Here is an 18,754-nt window from a genome sequence, read left to right as displayed (position 1 = left end):
TTTGGTTATTTTGTGCAAATAGATGTTAACAATCCCGTAACGATAATTTCACATTTAAAATCTTGAATTATCCTTAAAGTTGGCGCTGCTCCCAGGTGTGGGTTTTTGCCACTAGCTCTAGCCGTCCAGATCAGCCGTGAGGGGTTATGTCTAATTTCAGTGAGCCGGAAACTGAAGATTCTCAACAGTCTTCTCGACCCAACCGTCTCAAGAATATCTTATTTAGTCGGACTACTGTTGCTATTGGCGTACCAATATTGGTAGGGGTAGCAGCGGGTGCGTGGTGGATAAATCGATTCATTTACGAACAGCTATCGCCACTTGTCGAAAAAAATCTTTCCCAAACCCTCAAACGACCGATTAAAGTTGGGCGCGTCGAACGGTTTGGTTTGACGGGGTTACGCTTGGGTGCTACTTCTGTCCCGGCTACTGCTACCGATCCAGATACGGCATCGATTGAAGCAGTGGAGGTAAACTATAACCCCTTATCAGTGCTTTTGACTCGCACTTTGCCCTTAGATGTCACGCTTGTTAACCCAAAAGCCTACGTGCAGCAAGATACCCAAGGGCGCTGGGTAAATACTGATATTGCTACGGGTGGTGAGGCGGGAGGTCCAATTCAAATTGCTCTGAATCGTCTTGGCTGGCGGAATGCCCAAGCAGTATTAGTATCCAACGTTCAACAACTAACTCGTTCTACATCACGTAATACTGTCACCCTCAACCAAGTTAACGGAGAAGCAACTTTTCGCGAGAATTATAATCTAATTGATTTTAATTTAGCCGGAAAACCGCAGACAGGGGGAGAGCTAAAGCTCGATGGAGATTTTCGCGTCGAGTCGGGACGAGCCAGTATCAATATTAATACGCAAGAATTTCTAGCTTCCGATCTAACGCGGCTGATTGAATTGCCGTTAGTTATTCAAGGTGGTCGAGTCAACAGCGATTTTAAAGCCGAACTCACTCCTGTAAAACTGTTGGGTTTATATGGTACTGCCGACCTAAACAAGGTGACAGCTCAAGTTAACCAATTGCCGCAAGCCTTTAATAATTCGCAGGGAAGGTTGCAGTTTAAGGGAACGGAAATTTACCTAGATAACGTTGCCAGTAGCTATGGCAAAATTCCAGCTGTGGCTAAGGGTTCTCTGGATATCGAAAAAGGCTTCAATCTCTCGGCTTACGTCGATGCTGTCAGCGCCGCCGCCGCAATTTCTAGCTTAAAACTACAAGTACCCGTACCTGTTGACGGTGTTTTTCGATCGCAAGTCAAACTGACAGGACCCGTAGAAGCGGCTGTTTTGACCGGAGATGTAGTAAATATCAAACCAGTCCGGTTAGATCGATTAGATGTCAGTCGAGTTAGTACGAATTTTACTCTGGATACGGCAGCGGGAACGTTAAATTTTCCCAATATATCAGCTACGCCTGCCGCTGGAGGTAAGGTGACGGGGAACGGGACGCTGAAATTAGCCCTCAAACCGGAACAAACAGCAGGATTAGATTTTAAGTTTATTGCTAATAATATTCCAGGGGATGCGATCGCCAAAGCCTACGGTGTAACTAACCAAGCTGCGAAAGTGGGAATTGTCACCGCCCAAGCCCAAGTTTTAGGTACGCCAGATAAACCCCGTACAGTTGTCAATTGGCAAGCACCCCAAGCGACATATCCAGGTAAAGGACAGCTCGTTATTTACAACGCCAACAACCTCTTCCTGCGCGATACAATTTTCCGCGTGGCTGGAGGTGATGTTTCGGCGGCTGGGGAGTTGGTCAACCAACGTTGGAAAGCAGCAATCAAAGCGTCTGGGGTGAGATTGGGACAGTTAACTCAAGTCCCGCCCAGCTTGCAAAATCCGGTAAATGGTACGTTTAATCTAGCTGGTACGCTCGACCCAGCTAAACCACAACAACTCACTGCTACAGGTGCGGGTCGATTAACAGGTATTGGTGGGGGTACGATTAACGTTCCTAGTATCCAGGTAGCCGCCGGACGCTGGCAAACTCAATTGCAAGCAACGGGGTTACAATTGCAACGCCTCGCCCCCGTACCTCCTCAGTATGCGGGAAGTTTGAACGGAAGGCTGAATCTATCGGGTAGTACCACGGCTTTTACTCCAGAAACTTTACGGGGTAGCGGCACGGGAAGGTTAAATGTTGCCGGAGGTACGATTAATGCTAGGGAGATTCAGCTCAATAACGGTCGCTGGCAAGTAGCAATTAATACGAATGGAATCCAGCTCAATCGATTTAATCCACAATTACGAGGTTTACTGACAGGAGATGCCAACTTAGCCGGAACTATCAGCGAATTCAGTCCGGCAGGAATTACAGCAGCGGGGCGAGTTCGCTTGTCGGAGGAGTTAATCGGACAACCTCTGACTGCTTCCTTAAATTGGAATGGCAACACTTTAAATATTCCCCAACTCACATCTAGAAATATTCAAGCGAATGGCAAAGTTAGTGTTGACCCGCAAAATGTTGCCTCGATAACGGGGTTAAATTTTAACGTCAAAGTGCGAGACTACGATCTCAAAAACGCTCCCATACAGTTGCCACCAAATAGTAGCGTGGCGGGTAGAGTCAGTTTTGTCGGACAGGTTACGGGCAATTTACCAGTACCGAATGTCGTAGGTAAAGTGCGACTGCAAAACTTTGCCGTCAATAACGTAGCTTTCGATCCGCTATTAGCGGGAGATTTAAGGCTGCGATCGGGCAGGGGATTAAATTTAGATTTAGTTGGGAATCAAAACGATCGCGTTGCTGTCAATCTCAAACCTGACTATCGCCCGAATAATTTTACGGTGAGATTGGATGAGGCGATCGCCACTGGTAGAAGTCAGGGCGAGAATTTATTAGTCAATGTCGAAAATTTTCCTTTACGGGTGCTGAATTTGTCTGCACCAGCTAACCCCTACCTCACGGGTCCATTCAGTGGCATTTTGTCAGCCGATTTGACAGTCAATCCCGACCGTCTAACCGCCCAAGGAGATGTGGCTGTAACTCAACCTGGTATAGGTAGATTGCAGGGCGATCGCTTAGCGGCAAAATTTCGGTACGGGAACGGTGGCGGGACGCTGACTAATGGTGAATTTGTCAAAGGTCAAAGTCGCTATGCTTTAGCAGGTAGCTTCAACCAAACTCCTCAAGGTCCTCAATTTCAAGCTAAAGCGAATATCGCCCAAGGCAACATTCAAGATATCCTCAGCGCCCTGCAAATTTATGACTTTGAAGACCTGCAACGCGGTTTTCAGCCTCCTGATTATGCTACAGCAAAAGATTTAGGAATTTTACAAGTCGGCGCACCAAATAGATCGCTATTAACTCAATTACGTCGTTATTCGGAAGTTTTAGTTTTACTCCAACAGCAGCGCCAGCAACGTGAGGATGCTTTTCCAGTTCCAGCTTTAGCCGAACTTCAAGGAACTTTTGGCGGCGAAATTACTGCTAGTGGTTCTCCCCAACAGGGCATTGCTGCTGATTTCAATTTGAGAGGGGATAAATGGCAGTGGGGCAAATATACCGCCGATCGCCTCGTTGCTACTGGTAACTTTAATGAAGGAGTGCTAACCTTACTCCCCGCGCGGGTACGATTGGACGAAAACACCGCTGTAGCTTTAACTGGTCGTTTTAGCAGCGAACAGCAATCAGGTCAGTTACGAGTCAGGGGCTTTCCGTTAAGCCTACTCAATGACTTTGTCGAATTACCGATCGCCGTGACAGGTAATGTAGACGGTACGGCAACCATTGCTGGTAGTACCGAAAACCCCCTAGCAGTCGGAGAATTTCAACTCAGCGAAGGCACGATCAATCAAAACCCCGTAGAATCAGCTGCGGCTAGTTTCAGCTATGCTAATGCTCGTCTCGGTTTCGGTAGCAACATTCTGATTGCTGGACCCGACCCATTAACGGCGACTGGTAGTATTCCCTTACAATTACCTTTCGCTTCGGTTAAACCGGATAGCGACCAGATTCGTTTAGATGTCAACGTCCAAAATCAAGGATTAGCCTTACTCAATGTCTTGACCGACCAAGTGGCGTGGAAAAGCGGTGAAGGGCAAGTTCAACTGCAAATACGTGGCACTCTCAAGCAGCCTGAAGCTAGTGGAATAGCCGTGGTGAAAAATGCCACTATTACTGCTGCGGCTCTAGCAGATCCATTAACAAATGTGAATGGTACGGTGCTATTTAACGAAGATCGCATTCTCGTCAAGGGAATTCAAGGCGATTTTTCCAGGGGTCAGGTGGTTGCCCAAGGTGTGATTCCTATTTTTGAGAATTTGGCTGCTAGCGACCCAGATACTGCTAATCCTCTGATTGTCTCTTTAGATCGGTTGGCGCTGAATTTACCCAACCTGTATCAAGGAGGCGTTAACGGTAAAGTTACTGTCACTGGTTCCGCACTCAACCCCGTTATTGGCGGTCAGGTATTGCTAGCGGACGGTCAGGTTTTTCTACCGACTACCAATGCTCCTGCTACGCCTGGGGGACAAGGGGGACAAGGGGGAACTGCCCCAGCTCAAGCGGCTGAAGCGCCTGTGGAGTTGAGCAATTTGCGATTGACGTTGGGAGATCGTGTCTCTGTGACGCTACCGCCAATCCTCGACTTTCAAGCGGCTGGAACTCTGGTCGTGAATGGGATGCTGGGCGATCTGCGCCCTAAAGGAACTATCAATTTAGAACGTGGTAGCGTGAATTTATTTACAACTCAGTTTGAGTTGGAACGGGGTTACGAACAGAAAGCCACATTTACACCAAAACAAGCTTTAGATCCAACGCTGGATGTCCGATTAATTGCATCAGTACCAGAAGTGACGCGATCGCAAGTTCCTTCTACTAATATTAGTAGCGAAGTTTCCGACAATACTTTATCTACAGATATCGGTTCCGTAAATACCGTTCGCGTGCGGGCAATTGCTAAAGGACCAGCTAGCCAATTATTTGAAAATTTGGAACTGACAAGTAGCCCTTCCCGCAGTCAATCAGAGATTATCGCTTTGATTGGTGGTGGTTTCGCGCAAACTTTGGCAGGACAGGGTGGTGGTGATACGGCAACGGGACTAGTTAATCTGGCAGGAACAGCTATATTAGGTAACTTTCAAAATACGTTTACCGACATTGGCAATGCCTTGGGTTTATCAGAGCTGCGTTTATTCCCCACTTCTATTTCTAATGAGGAGCGATCGCGCTCTTCTACTCTTGGTTTAGCAGCTGAGGCTGGCGTTGATATCACGCGCAATGCTTATGTCTCGGTTTTGACATTCTTAACCGCACAACAACCAGCTCAATTCGGTTTGAGCTATCGCTTGAACGATAACACCCGCGTCCGCGCCGCAACAGATTTTGCGGACGATACGCAAGCTGTGGTTGAGTATGAAGTGCAGTTTTAAATCCCATTGTCATAGTAAGGTTGGCATTGCTCACCCTACACTCAAATCTCACTAATACTTACTATAAATTTCCTCTTATATTTCTTTTTTGTTACGAAAGAGGTTATATTTTAAATATACAGGCAATAGCAACAAATAGATTAATAAAGTTAGCTTATTGCAGTGAAAAGAAACTCAAAAGCATCGATTAGATCTTTTGGGGTCAACATGCTGCACACTAAAAAGATACCCAAAAAACGTATTAGCGTTTAGCGGGAACTTTTAGGGAGGCAATTGCAGCTATGAATTTCATCGATTGTCTAGTTCTAACTTTTGCTAACATTGCTCTGTGTCTCAGCTTGCCTAAGCTACTGTCTTTGTTATCAGCTTCAAAAACTCAGCAGCTCAAAAGTATTAAACCAGCTTTAACTGCACCAATAGTTGAGTCTGAAGCTCCTAGTCTTCTCCAGATAGAAAGTTAGAAAGTTGAAAAATTTCACTTTTTTGACTTTTAACTTTTAACATTTAACTTACTGAGCGGGTACAGTCCACCAGGCGATCGCGTAAGGTTGAGAGGGTTGATTTACTTGTTGGCGAAATTGGACGCGAATTTTGTAATTGCCTGTAGTGGGAACTGGACAAAAAATATGCTCGATACTATCAACCTCGCTAGTTGAGGTACAAATATTACTAGCAGCAGCGTTGGAGTCTGCATTTAATAAGTAAAGGTCGAGATTATTTAAACCGCGATCGCGAAAATCTTCTCCGAGATCGAATTCACTATTTTGATTTTTATCTCTCAGCTCTACGAATCGATCCCATACTATGGTGATTGCAACATAACTACCCTGTTTCAAAGGTGCGGCGAGGACGTAATCTTCAGCAGAGTTAGCTTTGAGTTGATGATAGTTCCAACCCAGAGCTGGAACTGGTTGCAAAGATTGCCACTGTCCTGCTTTAAACTGTTCGTAGGCGCGAAAAGCATTCAATTGACCTGCACCGATTTCAGAATTTAAAGAAACTTTGGGCTGACGGTAAGCATCAGAATCTATCCAATTGCGATTTTGTTTGTCAATAATTGTTTTACTCATCCCTAATCGCAAGCCATCACCCGCATCTTGTACTTTATCAGCAGAGTTGAGCAACACCGCTTTCATCACCTGATGGCGACGAGCATCCAAACTCCAATTCTGCCGAGATCTCTCGCCCCCCTTCTCAAGGGGGGTTGGGGCGATCGCCTGCTTAATCTGTTTATCTCCATATTCCTGTAACAGCGCCACTGTAGCTGTAACGTGAGGTGCGGCAAAACTCGTACCCGTAACCTCCTTGACCTTAGCATCGGGATTAAGGGCATAAACCCTGTTGCCAGGAGCAACCAAACTAATCGACTGCCGCGTACCGAGATTCATTTCCCGTCCCCGCAATCTACCCTTGACGCCACCACCAGCGGCACTTAAATTAGTCACGTCAACTTTGCGGAAAATTCCGTCTTGGCGGGAGGAAAAAGCAATATTCATGCCGTTGTAATTATCGGTAGGAATGGGAATTCCGCCCTTCCCCTGATTTCCGGCAATAACATATAAAACATCGTGGACGCGGCTAGACCAATCCAGACAGCGAGTCAGTAGAGAATGACCATCTAATCTAGCCTCCGGTCGCGGGTCGCGTTCCAAAGTTTCACCAAAACTAAAATTAATCGCCCGCACGTCACCGCTATTGTGGTTTGCTGTCGATTGTGCGGATAAACATTCTTCCGGCTGTCCGGCATACTTCACCGAGCCTACCGCAGTCGAGTATAACCTAGCTCCTGGGGCGATCCCTGCCAGAGTTTTGCGATCGCTAATCATAATGCTGGCAACATTTTGGGCGTGGGGGTCGATATTCGTATTTGCCTTAGCTGCACCATTACGTAAAAACACGCCAGCTGGGGCGATCGCAGGTTGTTTGGAAACCGCCTTATCCAAGCCAAACTTTCCAGGTCGTCCAATCTCCACCTGACCGATCGCAATTTTCCGCCCAATTAAGTTGTAAGGTAATTCATGCAGCCGTTGGGCATCAATTCCCGTGACTCCGATAGACAGCGTTTCTTGCGTCCACACCGGACGCGCCAACCCCACAGATGCCAAACAAATCCCCCCTGCCACCCAGACCAGCTTTTTCACCAATTCCTCCTTCAATTAGGAAATGCAGCTTTACACTTTACTCTAAAACAATTGGGAATCGGGAGTCGGGAGTCGGGAGTCGGGAGTCGGAATCAATTGCAAATTGGTCACTGATAACGAATGAGTGGTAACTGATAACTATAAAAAGCTACGATCGCATTAGTACTGGAGTCATAAATTATGTGGGGTAGTTTTCAAAACAGTCAGTTACGGATTGAAGTAGAGGCATCAGCAGCAGCAATTAAAGATAGTTTGTTGCGTCCCGAACAGATGCAAAAATGGCTATCGCCACAACGGTTAGCTTCAGGAATGCCAGAACAACTCCATCCAGGTCTGACTTTTACTAGTTGGATTGGACCTGTAGCGATCGAACATCAAGTAGACGTGGCAAAGCCAAATTGTTTGCGCCTATTGCTCCACGGTGGAATCGATGGATTTCACGAATGGTACTGGGGCGAAGGTTGGGTACAATCGCGCATCGAAGGCGTATCCTTACTACCACTCAATTTGGCTCAGACGTTGGGCTTGCTGCGCTTGCGACAGTTTTTAAACAGTGACCAGTGACTAGTGACCAGTGACCAACATATCTTTTGCCCCTAATGATTGGTTAAGTATTTGCTTCAGGCTAGCTATGGCTTTGGTGTTCGGGGCAATTCTTGGTGTAGAACGCCAGATCGGTCGCAAACCAGCGGGTTTACGCACTCATATGCTAGTTAGTTTGGGTTCGGCATTATTAATTCTGATTCCACTGCAAATCGTGGCGACAGCAGAAGAAGGGCGTGATGCGATTAGTCGCGTCATTCAAGGGATTGCTGCTGGAGTAGGGTTTATTGGCGCTGGAGAAATTTTGCGCGAGACTCAAGTACAATCTCGCATAGATCGGGTACGAGGACTCACTTCAGCGGCAGCGATTTGGGTTTCTGCGGGCTTGGGAATTGCTGCTGGTTGCGGCTTGTGGCAAACGGGTTTAGTTAGTTCTGTTTTGGCTTTGATCGTTTTGACTGTATTTAAAAGACTAGAAAGACCGACAAAAAGGTAATTGATAAGTCGGGTAAACGCACAGTCGTAAGTCAGAATTAATTGGTCACTGATAACTGGTCACTGGTCACTGAATATTTGCCCTGCATTAACTGAGAGAATTTGTGATGCTTGGAGCCACTGGGAATCGAAGGCAGCTAAATGAGTTGTAGCAATCAAAGTTTGAAAACGGTCTTGAATTGCCTCTAGAAGTTGATTTTGACGGTTGAGATCGAGTTCTGCCAAGACATCATCTAGTAATAATAGCGGTGGTTCTCCGACAACGGCTTCGATCAGTTTCAATTCTGCTAGCTTGAGGGCTAAAACTAAAGTGCGCTGTTGACCTTGGGAACCATATTGTTTAGCAGGAGTTTGATTAATGATCAATTCAATTTCATCTCGGTGGGGACCGACTAAAGTTGTACCTTGATGCTGCTCGGCGATCGCTCTTTGCTCGATCTTGTCTAAGAAAGCTTGCTGCACTCCTTCAGGGTGAGTTTCGGTGAACGGTACGTTTGGAGCATACCTAATTTGCAAAACTTCAGCGCGATCGCTAATGCTAGCATGCCACTCAGCAGCCAAAGGTGCTAAACGCTCGATCGCCCGCGCCCTTCTCCTGACTACCCGCGAACCAATAGTTACCAGCTGCGCATCCCAAGCCGCTAATTCTTCCTTCTCCTGTACGGGCATTGGAAACCCGCCCCTACTTTTCAAAAATGCATTTCTCTGCCGCAATACTTGATTGTATTGCTGCCAGATATGGACGTATACGGGTTCTAACTGGATTAACAGCGTATCCACCCAGTGACGGCGCTGTTCTGGCGCACCACGCACCAGTTCTAAATCTAAACTGGAAAATTCTACAGCATTGAGGACACCTAAAAAATCCAGTTGGCGGCGCAATTGTTCGCTATTGAGAGCTACTGTCCGCCGCCCCTGACGGCGCAGAGTTACAGATAGATCGATGATGCCTGTTTGTCGCTCTAGCGTGGCGTGAATTTGCCCAAATGCCTCTCCCTCCTTGACAAGATCGCGATCGCGTGCCAAACGGTGCGATCGCAATGTTGCCAGCAATTCCACTGCTTCTAATAAATTCGATTTCCCCTGAGCGTTATTACCCACCAATATTGTTTTAGGAGCAACGAAATCAACTCGCTGCTCCTGATAATTCCGAAATTGCTTCAGATGGAGGGTTTTGAGGAACATTTTGATGGGTTGTTGGTTGTTGGTTGTTGGTTGTTGGTTGTTGGTCATTCGTCATTTGTCATTTGTCATTTGTCATTTGTCATTTGCGATCGACAACGATCGATTGTTATTAGTTTTGACTTTTGACTTTTGATTTTTGACTTTTGACTTCCCCATTAACCATTAACCATTAACCATTATCTACTTGCTTTCCGACGCTGTTGCCAGTTGATAAACAATTTCTCCATTTCAATCCAGACAAACATTAAACTGCTGAAGCCGAAGCAGATTAATAATTCTATCGGAGTTATAAAGTGAGTGCCAAAGAAAGCTCGTAAGGGCGGGACGTAAACTAGCAGCAGTTGCAAGACTGTGGTTAAACATACAGCCCCCAAAACGTAGGGATTGGACAGCGGATTCATTTGAATTGTCAGACGGGTGTTAGAGCGAATCGCCAAAGCATGTCCCATCTGCGCTAAGCAGAGCGTGGTAAATACCATCGTTTTCCAGCGATCGCGGCTCAATCCGGCTGTCTGTACTGCCTCTGTGTGGAAATATGCCCACTCCATCAAAATAATTGACAAAATTGCAAAGATAATTCCAATCCGCACCATGTACCAACCCAAGCCCCGGGCAAAAATGCTTTCGCGGGGACTAAATGGCGGGCGTTTCATGACGTTGGGTTCGGCTGGTTCTACTGCCAAAGCTAAAGCTGGTAAACCGTCCGTCACCAAGTTCATCCACAAAATTTGCAACGGTGTCAGCGGTACGCCGCCAAGTCCGAGAATTGGAGCCGCAGCAATGGTTAGCACTTCACCGATATTACTACCGAGAATGTATTTAATAAAGCGGCGGATATTGGTGTAAACGACTCTACCTTCCTCAGTAGCAGCGACGATCGTAGCAAAGTTATCGTCTAGCAATACCATATCGCTAGCTTCTTTACTCACGTCCGTACCAGTAATACCCATTGCAATCCCGATATCTGCCTGTTTCAAGGCGGGGGCATCATTTACCCCATCCCCTGTCATGGCAACAAATTTACCTTTGCGTTGCAATGCCTGGACGATGCGAAGTTTGTGTTCGGGAGACACCCTAGCATAAATGCTCGTTTCGTCTACTTCCCGTTCTAAATCGGCTTGGCTCATCCGTTCTAATTCTTGCCCAGTGACGGCGCGATCGCCTGCTTGAGCAATGCCTAAATCGATCCCGATTGCCCTTGCTGTTAACTGGTGGTCGCCCGTGATCATGATCGGACGAATCCCAGCTTCGCGAGATCTTGCCACTGCATCCCTCACTTCTGGTCTGGGTGCATCCAGCATCCCCACCAATCCCAGCCAAACTAATTCTCGTTCTGAAGCTTCTTCCGATCCCTCTGGAGGTATTTCTGCTAAAGGCTTGTAGGCAAAACCCAACACCCGCAGCCCTTGACTTGCCATTTGGTTGTTTGTTTCCAGAATTTGCTGCCGCTGAGCCTCGTTAATCGCCACAGCGCGATCGCCTGTATGAATGCGATCGCACCTTTCCAAAGTCAACTCGGGCGACCCTTTTGTAAACATCAAATAAGCCGAGTTATGAGAAGCTAAAGACGAAAGCGCATAGTCTTGTACCTCTTGCCTCGTTTGACAAATCACGCTCATCCGCTTGCGTTCGGAGGAGAAGGGAAATTCAGCCACGCGGGGCAAACGGCTAGACCACTGGTCTTTTTGAATTCCGGCTTTAGCGGCTAAAGTCACTAACGCCCCTTCGGTTGGGTCGCCAACAATTTTCCACTGTCCTTGTTCCTCTTGCAGAAAAGAATCGTTACACAAGGCACAGGCAACGAGCAATGCTTGTAAATCTGGATCTCGGTCTGCGTCAATCGCTCGACCGTCGCTCAAAAATTCTCCTTGGGGTGCATAACCTTCGCCAGTTACCCGCAGGGATTTTTGGTTTAACTCGACTACCTGCACCACCATTTTGTTTTGCGTCAGCGTCCCTGTTTTATCGGAGCAAATTGTGGTAACGCTGCCTAAAGTCTCCACCGCAGGCAGTTTGCGGATCAAGGCATTCCGCTTCACCATCCGCTGCGTTCCTAGCGCTAGAGTCACGGTAATCACGGCTGGTAAGCCTTCTGGGACTACGGCAACCGCCATACTCAAAGACACTTGTAGCAGGTCTTCAAACGCACCCCAGCCTAAACGCCACACGCCACCTATAACCACCAAAGCCACTAAAATCATTGCCCCTGCAACGAGAACATTACCCAATTGCGACATTCGTTGTTGCAGAGGAGTCGGTTCGCTTTCCACCGCTTGCAACATGGCAGCGATTTTACCGAGTTCCGTTTGCATCCCCGTATTAGTGACGATGACTTTCGCCCGTCCTTGGGTGACTTCCGTACCTTGGTAGACTGAGTTGATGCGATCGCCCAATCCCGTATCTTCCGGTACTTGGATATCAGCTTGTTTTTCTACCGCGTGGGATTCTCCCGTCAATGCCGACTCGCGAATTTGCAGGTTTGATTCTTCAATGATTCTGCCATCGGCGGCGAGTTGGACTCCTGCTTCAAGCAGCATTATGTCTCCTGGTACGAGGTCTTTTGCTCCAACTTCCGTGAGTTTGCCGTCGCGCATGACTCTGACTAAAGGAGCCGACAGACGTTTGAGTGCTGCTAGAGCTTTTTCAGCCCGGCTTTCTTGTAGGTAGCCGAGAATTCCGTTGAGAACGACAATTAAACTAATCGCGATCGCATCTTTGGGAAATTCGTTATTGCGTATATCTAACACTGCCGATACAACTGCCACGGCAATTAGCATCAGCAACATAATATTTTTGAACTGATCGATCAGGATCGCGATTGGACTGCGACCTCCAGACTCTTGCAATTCGTTAGGTCCATACTCCTCTAAGCGCTGCTTGACTTGAGACGAGCTTAAACCCGCTTCTGCATTGCTTTCTAAGACTTGTATAGTTTTATCAACTTCTAAGGCGTGCCAAACGTGGGTTGGGTTAGGATGGGGGTTTGCAGACATGGATAGTTTGCTAAGAAATGCTTGCTGAATTAAATCATAAATTAAGCACTATATTTAGGCTATCTGTTCTAGGGAGTGGTGGGAGGCAAGGGAAGTCAGAAGTTGGAAGTTATTCTGATTGTTGCAGCCAGAAATAGGCAATTCCTAACGTTACTAGAGATAAAGGCAAGCCAAAGCGCAAATGTTCCCAAAAACTGAGGTGATAACCTTGTTTTGCCGCAGTTTCAGCCACAATCATATTTGCCATCGAACCCAAAAGCGTCATATTTCCAGCTAAAGTTGAACCAGCTGCCAGTAACAACCACTCGCGATCGCTATTTTGAGGAATTAATGGTTGTAACAACAATACTGCTGGAACGTTGGATATTAAATTAGAAAGCACTACTGTTACGCTTAATAATCCTGCGTTGCTATCTGTTAATACTGTAAAACTTTTAATACTGTAAAACTTTGAAGAAACTTTAGATTTTTAACACCGTTTGTGAGTACAAATAAGCCGGAAAACATTAGCAATAAATCCCATTCTACTACTGGTAGAATTTTCTATGGCTTTAGCCTACGGGTAATTAAAAGCAATCCAGATGCTACCAACGCTGACTCTGCTAGCGGTGCGCCGAGTAGAAATGCTATTAACATCCCTCCAGTAATAATTAAACTTTTATACAGTACGGGTTTAAGAATACGTCTGCGTCTAATATGGGGACGGTCGAGGGTAGGTTTAAAAGAACGAATTTCGGGATACAAACACCACAACCAGCCTAATTTTACAAGCAATCCTACTACAGCAACAGGAGCCAAAGCCTGAGTAAATTCTCAATAACTAATTTCTGAAAAAGAAGCAATTAAAATATTTTGAGGATTGCCATTTAAAGTAGCAACAGAATCAATATCTGTTGCCCCTATTAATGCTAAAAGATCGGGAATTGGATTTAATTCTAAAACTAGCGCTAGAGCGAGTGTTAAAGGTGTAAAAATTAGCGCAATCGTATCGTTAAGAAATAAGGCAGATAAAAAGCCACTGACAAATGTTAAAGCAGTTAGTAATCCAAAAGGACTGCGAGTGTAACGTAATAAAATATTTAAAGCTAGTTGAAAAAAACCGGCGCTGGTAGGGTAAGCATTGACAATCATAATACTAAGGAGAAAAACGATCGTTCCAGCGTCGATCGCCTCCCAAGCTTCTTTGAGACTAAAACTACCAAGACTAACTAGACAAGCCGCCCCCACAAAAGCGATCGTAGCGCGATTCATCCGCAAGCCGGGGAAGTATCCTAGCCCCAAACCTAAATAAGTTAACCCAAGGATGATGTATTGAAAAATGTCATTTGTCATTTGTCATTTATGAGTGTTTAATCATAACTTCTATCTCCTCAGTTTTGACTTTTGACTTTTGACTTTTGATTTTTGACTTTAAATTAGCTTAGTTACTAAAACTGTAACCATTCACAACTTATCCTCATCTAATGCCAGATTAGGAACGTATTTTCATCTAGTTTGTCTAAGAAAGTACGGTATTCGTGTGAGGTAAATCAGTTCAATGCAACAATTCTCAATACATCAAAAAAAATTTGCTTCCAAGCGCAAAGCAATTGAATCCTCGCTTAGCGGCTTAGCAATTTTGGGCGACCAGAATCTAAAATCTCAAATTCAAAATAGTATTACAGTTACGGCGATCGCATTGAGTTTGTCAACTCTCAGTTATATTTGTCCCGTATGGGCGCAACCAGCTCCAGAAAAAATGGATCGAACTTATAAAACTCTGACTGTCACGGGTAGAGGAGTAGAATCTATCCCCACCACGCTAGCTCAGGTACGTTTGGGAGTGGAAGTACAAGGCAAAACAGCCCAGCAAGTGCAGCAAGAAGCAGCGCGGCGATCTTCAACAGTTGTAGACTTATTGAAATCGCGTAACGTAGAAAAACTAGAAACTACGGGAATTTACTTAAACCCTCTTTATAATTACGCCAACAACGAGCAACGGCTTACGGGTTATTCTGCGACAAATACAGTAAGTTTCCGCGTCCCAACGTCACAAGCTGGTAATATCATTGATGCTGCCGTCAAAACTGGAGCAACTCGGATCGAAGGGGTGAGTTTTACTGCTACAGATGAGGCAATCGCCAAAGCGAGACAACAAGCCCTGCAAGCAGCAACAAAAGATGCTCAACAGCAAGCAAGTGCTGTTTTTAGCAGCCTCAATTTCAGCCAAAAGGAAATTGTCAGCATTCAAGTCAACAGCGCCAGTCCGCCACAGCCTCCCATGCCTTTAATGGCAAGAGAAGCAGCTTTTGCCGATAAAGCCGCTACGACCCCTGTAGTCGGCGGAGAACAGCAAATAGAGGCTTCTGTGACGCTGCAAATTGGTTATTGATAAATAATATAGGGGCGCACGGTTGTGCGTCCCTACTTAAAAATTGTCGTCGCTACTGTAACCGCTATAGCCGCCACCTTCGTTCTCGCGTTTAGATCCTAAAAGATCCATTTTGTCCACAAGAATGATTGGCGTTGAACGCGGTGTACCCGTATTGCGATCGTCCCAGGTGTCGAACTTTAAAGAACCCTTGATTCCAATTAGACTTCCCTTACGAACGTAATCTTTGGCTGTTTGCGCTGTTTTACCCCAAATTTCTAGCGTGAACCAGTCTGGTTCCTCGCTATTTTTGGTTGGTCTCCTTACAGCTAGCGTCATGCGGCACTTGACACTACCAGACTCAAAATACTTAATATCAGGGTCGCCACCAACACGACCGACGAGAGTAACAACGTTAAGACTCATATCACTCAAATTTAGTACAATTGTACTCGAAATCCATAACCACAATCGTAGCTTATTCCGTACCTATACTGGCAAGACCTCAGTTGTCAGTTCTCAGTGGCTGGTGGCTAGTGACTAGAGATAAAAAGCTGGTTCCACTAGTTACCATCCAATTATCAATGACTAATTACCAATTACTAATTTATGAAGATTTTATAAATTGGAGCGTTATATATTTACTTCTTGTCAACGATCTCCTTTTTTCTTCACAAGTCGATTAAGTGTTAATACTTATTCATCGCGCGATCGCCCGAGTTTCAATAATTGGAAATTGGCTTTTCGGTAACTGATAACTGATAACTGATAACTGATAACTGTCAACTGTGGAATTACTTAAAGTAAGCAAAAAATGGCTTAAATTTGTATAAAGATTCAGTGAAATTACCCTTGGGAATTTAGTTGGACAAGCATTAACTTTTCTTAACTGAAGGGGTGTTTTTGTCAGCCAGTCTAAGAATTGCAACTAAGCCTGACCGAGAATTAGTTGGCTCGACTAAACTCGAATTAGAGGGGTAAGAGAATTCCGATCTAGTTACTAATACTCTACTGATGTGTAAAAACTATATCTTGCTTTTACGGGGGAGTGGGAAGCGTGGGTATGTTTGGTCTGTTTAACCGTTTGTCGTTGTCTAGAGATATGGGTATCGATCTCGGTACTGCAAATACCTTGATTTATGTCTCTGGCAAAGGAATTGTACTGCAAGAACCTTCGGCGATCGCACTGGATTTAAGCGATAAATCGTCGATTGCTGTGGGAGAAGAAGCCAGAAAAATGCTTGGTAGAACGCCTACTAAGCCCGTGAACGTCTCGGTAATTCGCCCGCTACGTGATGGAGTCATTGCTGACTTCGATGCAGCCGAAATGATGCTGAAGCATTTCATGCAAAAAGTCCATGAAGGCAGGGTTGTATCTCCCCGCGTCGTGATTGGTATTCCCAGCGGAGTTACGGGGGTAGAACGCAGAGCATTAATGGATGCAGCATCTCAAGCAGGCGCGAGAGAAGTTTATTTGATTGACGAACCACTAGCAGCAGCAATTGGTGCGGGATTGCCCGTTGCCGAACCCATCGGTAGCATGATCGTAGATGTTGGGGGTGGAACAACAGAAATTGCCGTTCTCAGTCTTTACGGTACGGTACTGAGTGAATCGGTACGGATTGCAGGGGACGAACTGAATGAAGCCATCATGCAGTACATGCGAAAAATTTACAACTTAGTCATCGGCGAACGCACGGCGGAAGAAATTAAGCTGCGGATTGGCTCTGCCTATCCCTCGCGCGATGACGAAGATAATACGATGGAAGTTAGGGGATTGCATCTGCTTTCTGGTTTGCCGCGTAGCGTCACAATTAAAGAACCAGAGATTCGCGAAAGTATGTCAGAACCGCTGTCTGTGATTGTGGAAGCACTCAAGCGGACGCTGGAACGAACACCACCAGAGCTTGCAGCCGACATTGTAGATCGAGGTATTATGCTTGCGGGTGGAGGCGCGAAACTGAAAGGATTAGATACGCTAATTAGTCATGAGACTGGTATCGTCACCCACGTAGCAGCCGAGCCAATGCACTGCGTTGTCTTAGGAACGGGGTTGGCACTGGAAAAATTCAAGCAAATGGAGCGAGTCTTTAGCGATCGCTCTCGGCGAGGATAGAAACGAAACTTGGTAATGGGGAATTCAAAAGTCAAAAGTTAAAAGTCAAAAATCAAAAATAGGAGTTAGAAGTTGTAAGTCGTAAGTCAAAAGTTACTAACTACTCACAAATGACTAATGACCAATGACTAATGACCAATTACCAATTTGCATATCTCTCTGTTATCTAAACCTAAAAGTCTATTAAGTCAACCCATCGAGTTGACTGCTAACTACTAAAACCTATGTATATCGAACGTCGTCAGTGGTGGGAGAAACGCGCCTTACCGATCTTACTATGCATTGTTGCGCTTGGTACTGCTTGGACTATCAGGCAGACCCAAGCAGCACTGATTTTTGAAATTTATCAACTCATCACTCTTCCGTTTCATCGCTCGGTTTCCGTGCAAGCAGAGCGCTTGAGTGATGCCCAAAATCAAGAGCTTCAAGCTCAGTTAGCAGAACTCAAAAGCCAAAACCAACAGTTGAAAAAACTTCTTAGTTATGAGTCTGCTAATAATTTAGAACAAGCTATTGTCGCTCCAGTCATCGGACGTAGTGCCGATCAATGGTGGCAGCAAATAACTTTGGGACGCGGTACGAGTACGGGAATTAAAGTCGGAGATATCGTCACTGCTCCTGGGGGGTTAGTGGGTAAGATTAGTAGCGTCACTCCCAACACCAGCCGCGTACTGCTAATTAGCGATCGCACTAGTCAGCTAGGGGTTACAGTCAGTCGCAGCCGTCATACAGGATTTTTACGCGGGTTATCAGAAAGTCAAGCCGTGATGCAGTTTTTTGATAAAGTGCCTGACGTGAAACGCGGCGATGCGATCGTCACTTCTACTTACAGCCAAATTTATCCCGCCGGATTACCTGTAGGCAAGATTGAATCCATCGACTTGAATAAAAGCCCCGCTCCCGAAGCTATTGTCTCCTTTTCCGCTCCCATTCCCCATCTAGAGTGGGCAGTTGTTTATTCTAAAAGTCATTAGGAAGTAGGGCGTACGGCTAGGTGTGCGCTCTGCTCGATCCGAACATAAAAATTACGATTTACAAATTCTGAATTACGATTTTCGTTTGCTGCTTTAAGATCGAGGCTCTGAAAATTGAAATTTTAAAAAATATCCTCTTTTTTTATGCAGGGACTTAAATCTTTGCGCCACCTGTGGCAGAAGTCTCCTGGTTGGCGACAGTTTGTTAATGGGGTAGCGATTGTTGGCTCGGCGAGTTTGTGTCTGCTCTTACTACCGATGCGCTTGCCAGGAACAGTTTTACTTGGTATTGCTCCTAACTGGCTGCTGATCTGGGTAGTCACTTGGAGTATTAAACGCTCGGTTTTACAAGGAGCGATCGCAGGTATTACTTTAGGACTGATTCAAGATGGCATGACTGCCCATAATCCCACTCACGTTTTTGGTTTAATGATGGTGGGAATTCTGACGGCACGGTTGCAAAAGCAGCGCTATCTTCAGGAAGATTTTATTTCTGTGGCTCTGATTGTCTTTGCCATGACGATTATGGTAGAAACGATCGCCACCCTACAATTTGGTTTCCTGGGTGAG

Annotated in this window: 11 protein-coding genes and 1 pseudogene; 7 read left to right on the top strand and 5 right to left on the bottom strand. The window is 45.8% G+C overall.

What is annotated here, in order from left to right; genetic code table 11:
- Positions 1–146: 146 nt before the first annotated feature.
- The gene (locus ACRC32_RS19480) at positions 147–5,387 is read left to right on the top strand and encodes a translocation/assembly module TamB domain-containing protein (protein WP_438555523.1); all 5,241 of its coding nucleotides are present in this window, start codon (positions 147–149) and stop codon (positions 5,385–5,387) included.
- Between the two features lie 509 nt (positions 5,388–5,896).
- Here the strand turns inward: ACRC32_RS19480 and ACRC32_RS19475 are convergent.
- Complete coding sequence (locus tag ACRC32_RS19475; RefSeq protein WP_438555522.1) at positions 5,897–7,531, bottom strand: S8 family serine peptidase; 1,635 nt, start codon at positions 7,529–7,531, stop codon at positions 5,897–5,899.
- A gap of 177 nt (positions 7,532–7,708) precedes the next feature.
- On the opposite strand from ACRC32_RS19475, the gene ACRC32_RS19470 reads away from it, so the two are divergent.
- A complete protein-coding gene (locus tag ACRC32_RS19470) occupies positions 7,709–8,092 on the top strand; it encodes a hypothetical protein (protein ID WP_438555521.1) in 384 nt (127 codons plus the stop codon).
- A 10-nt stretch (positions 8,093–8,102) separates the two neighbouring features.
- On the top strand, positions 8,103–8,567 hold the full coding sequence (locus tag ACRC32_RS19465; protein WP_438555520.1) for an MgtC/SapB family protein: 465 nt from the start codon (positions 8,103–8,105) through the stop codon (positions 8,565–8,567).
- Positions 8,568–8,626: 59 nt separating this feature from the next.
- Here the strand turns inward: ACRC32_RS19465 and recF are convergent, their stop codons facing one another.
- The 3 genes and pseudogenes from recF to ACRC32_RS19450 all read right to left on the bottom strand — a co-directional run bounded on the left by recF (position 8,627) and on the right by ACRC32_RS19450 (position 14,076).
- Positions 8,627–9,751 carry a DNA replication/repair protein RecF gene (gene recF / locus ACRC32_RS19460; RefSeq protein WP_438555525.1) on the bottom strand — a complete coding sequence of 375 codons (1,125 nt, stop codon included), beginning with the start codon at positions 9,749–9,751 and terminating at the stop codon, positions 8,627–8,629.
- Between the two features lie 176 nt (positions 9,752–9,927).
- Complete coding sequence (locus ACRC32_RS19455; protein WP_438555519.1) at positions 9,928–12,744, bottom strand: cation-translocating P-type ATPase; 2,817 nt, start codon at positions 12,742–12,744, stop codon at positions 9,928–9,930.
- Between the two features lie 109 nt (positions 12,745–12,853).
- Positions 12,854–14,076 (bottom strand): annotated as a pseudogene (locus tag ACRC32_RS19450) (anion transporter).
- A 205-nt stretch (positions 14,077–14,281) separates the two neighbouring features.
- On the opposite strand from ACRC32_RS19450, the gene ACRC32_RS19445 reads away from it, so the two are divergent.
- Positions 14,282–15,115 carry an SIMPL domain-containing protein gene (locus tag ACRC32_RS19445; RefSeq protein WP_438555518.1) on the top strand — a complete coding sequence of 278 codons (834 nt, stop codon included), beginning with the start codon at positions 14,282–14,284 and terminating at the stop codon, positions 15,113–15,115.
- A 36-nt stretch (positions 15,116–15,151) separates the two neighbouring features.
- On the opposite strand, the gene ACRC32_RS19440 is transcribed toward ACRC32_RS19445, so the two are convergent.
- Positions 15,152–15,520 carry a single-stranded DNA-binding protein gene (locus tag ACRC32_RS19440; protein WP_438555517.1) on the bottom strand — a complete coding sequence of 123 codons (369 nt, stop codon included), beginning with the start codon at positions 15,518–15,520 and terminating at the stop codon, positions 15,152–15,154.
- 676 nt (positions 15,521–16,196) lie between these two features.
- Between ACRC32_RS19440 and ACRC32_RS19435 the strand changes: the two genes are divergently transcribed.
- The 3 genes from ACRC32_RS19435 to mreD all read left to right on the top strand — a co-directional run.
- Positions 16,197–17,210 (top strand): rod shape-determining protein, encoded by a 1,014-nt coding sequence (locus tag ACRC32_RS19435; RefSeq protein ID WP_438555524.1) that lies wholly within the window; start codon positions 16,197–16,199, stop codon positions 17,208–17,210.
- 224 nt (positions 17,211–17,434) lie between these two features.
- Positions 17,435–18,184: a rod shape-determining protein MreC gene (gene mreC, locus ACRC32_RS19430; RefSeq protein ID WP_438555516.1), complete on the top strand. Its 750-nt coding sequence runs from the start codon at positions 17,435–17,437 to the stop codon at positions 18,182–18,184.
- Between the two features lie 144 nt (positions 18,185–18,328).
- Positions 18,329–18,754 (top strand): rod shape-determining protein MreD (mreD, locus tag ACRC32_RS19425; RefSeq protein ID WP_438555515.1); only part of this gene is annotated, 426 nt, incomplete at its 3' end.

This window comes from Chroococcidiopsis sp. (assembly GCF_051657925.1).
Classification (GTDB): domain Bacteria; phylum Cyanobacteriota; class Cyanobacteriia; order Cyanobacteriales; family Chroococcidiopsidaceae; genus Chroococcidiopsis.
The sequence above is the reverse complement of the archived record's forward strand: the minus strand, read 5'-3'. Positions and strand labels throughout refer to the sequence as shown.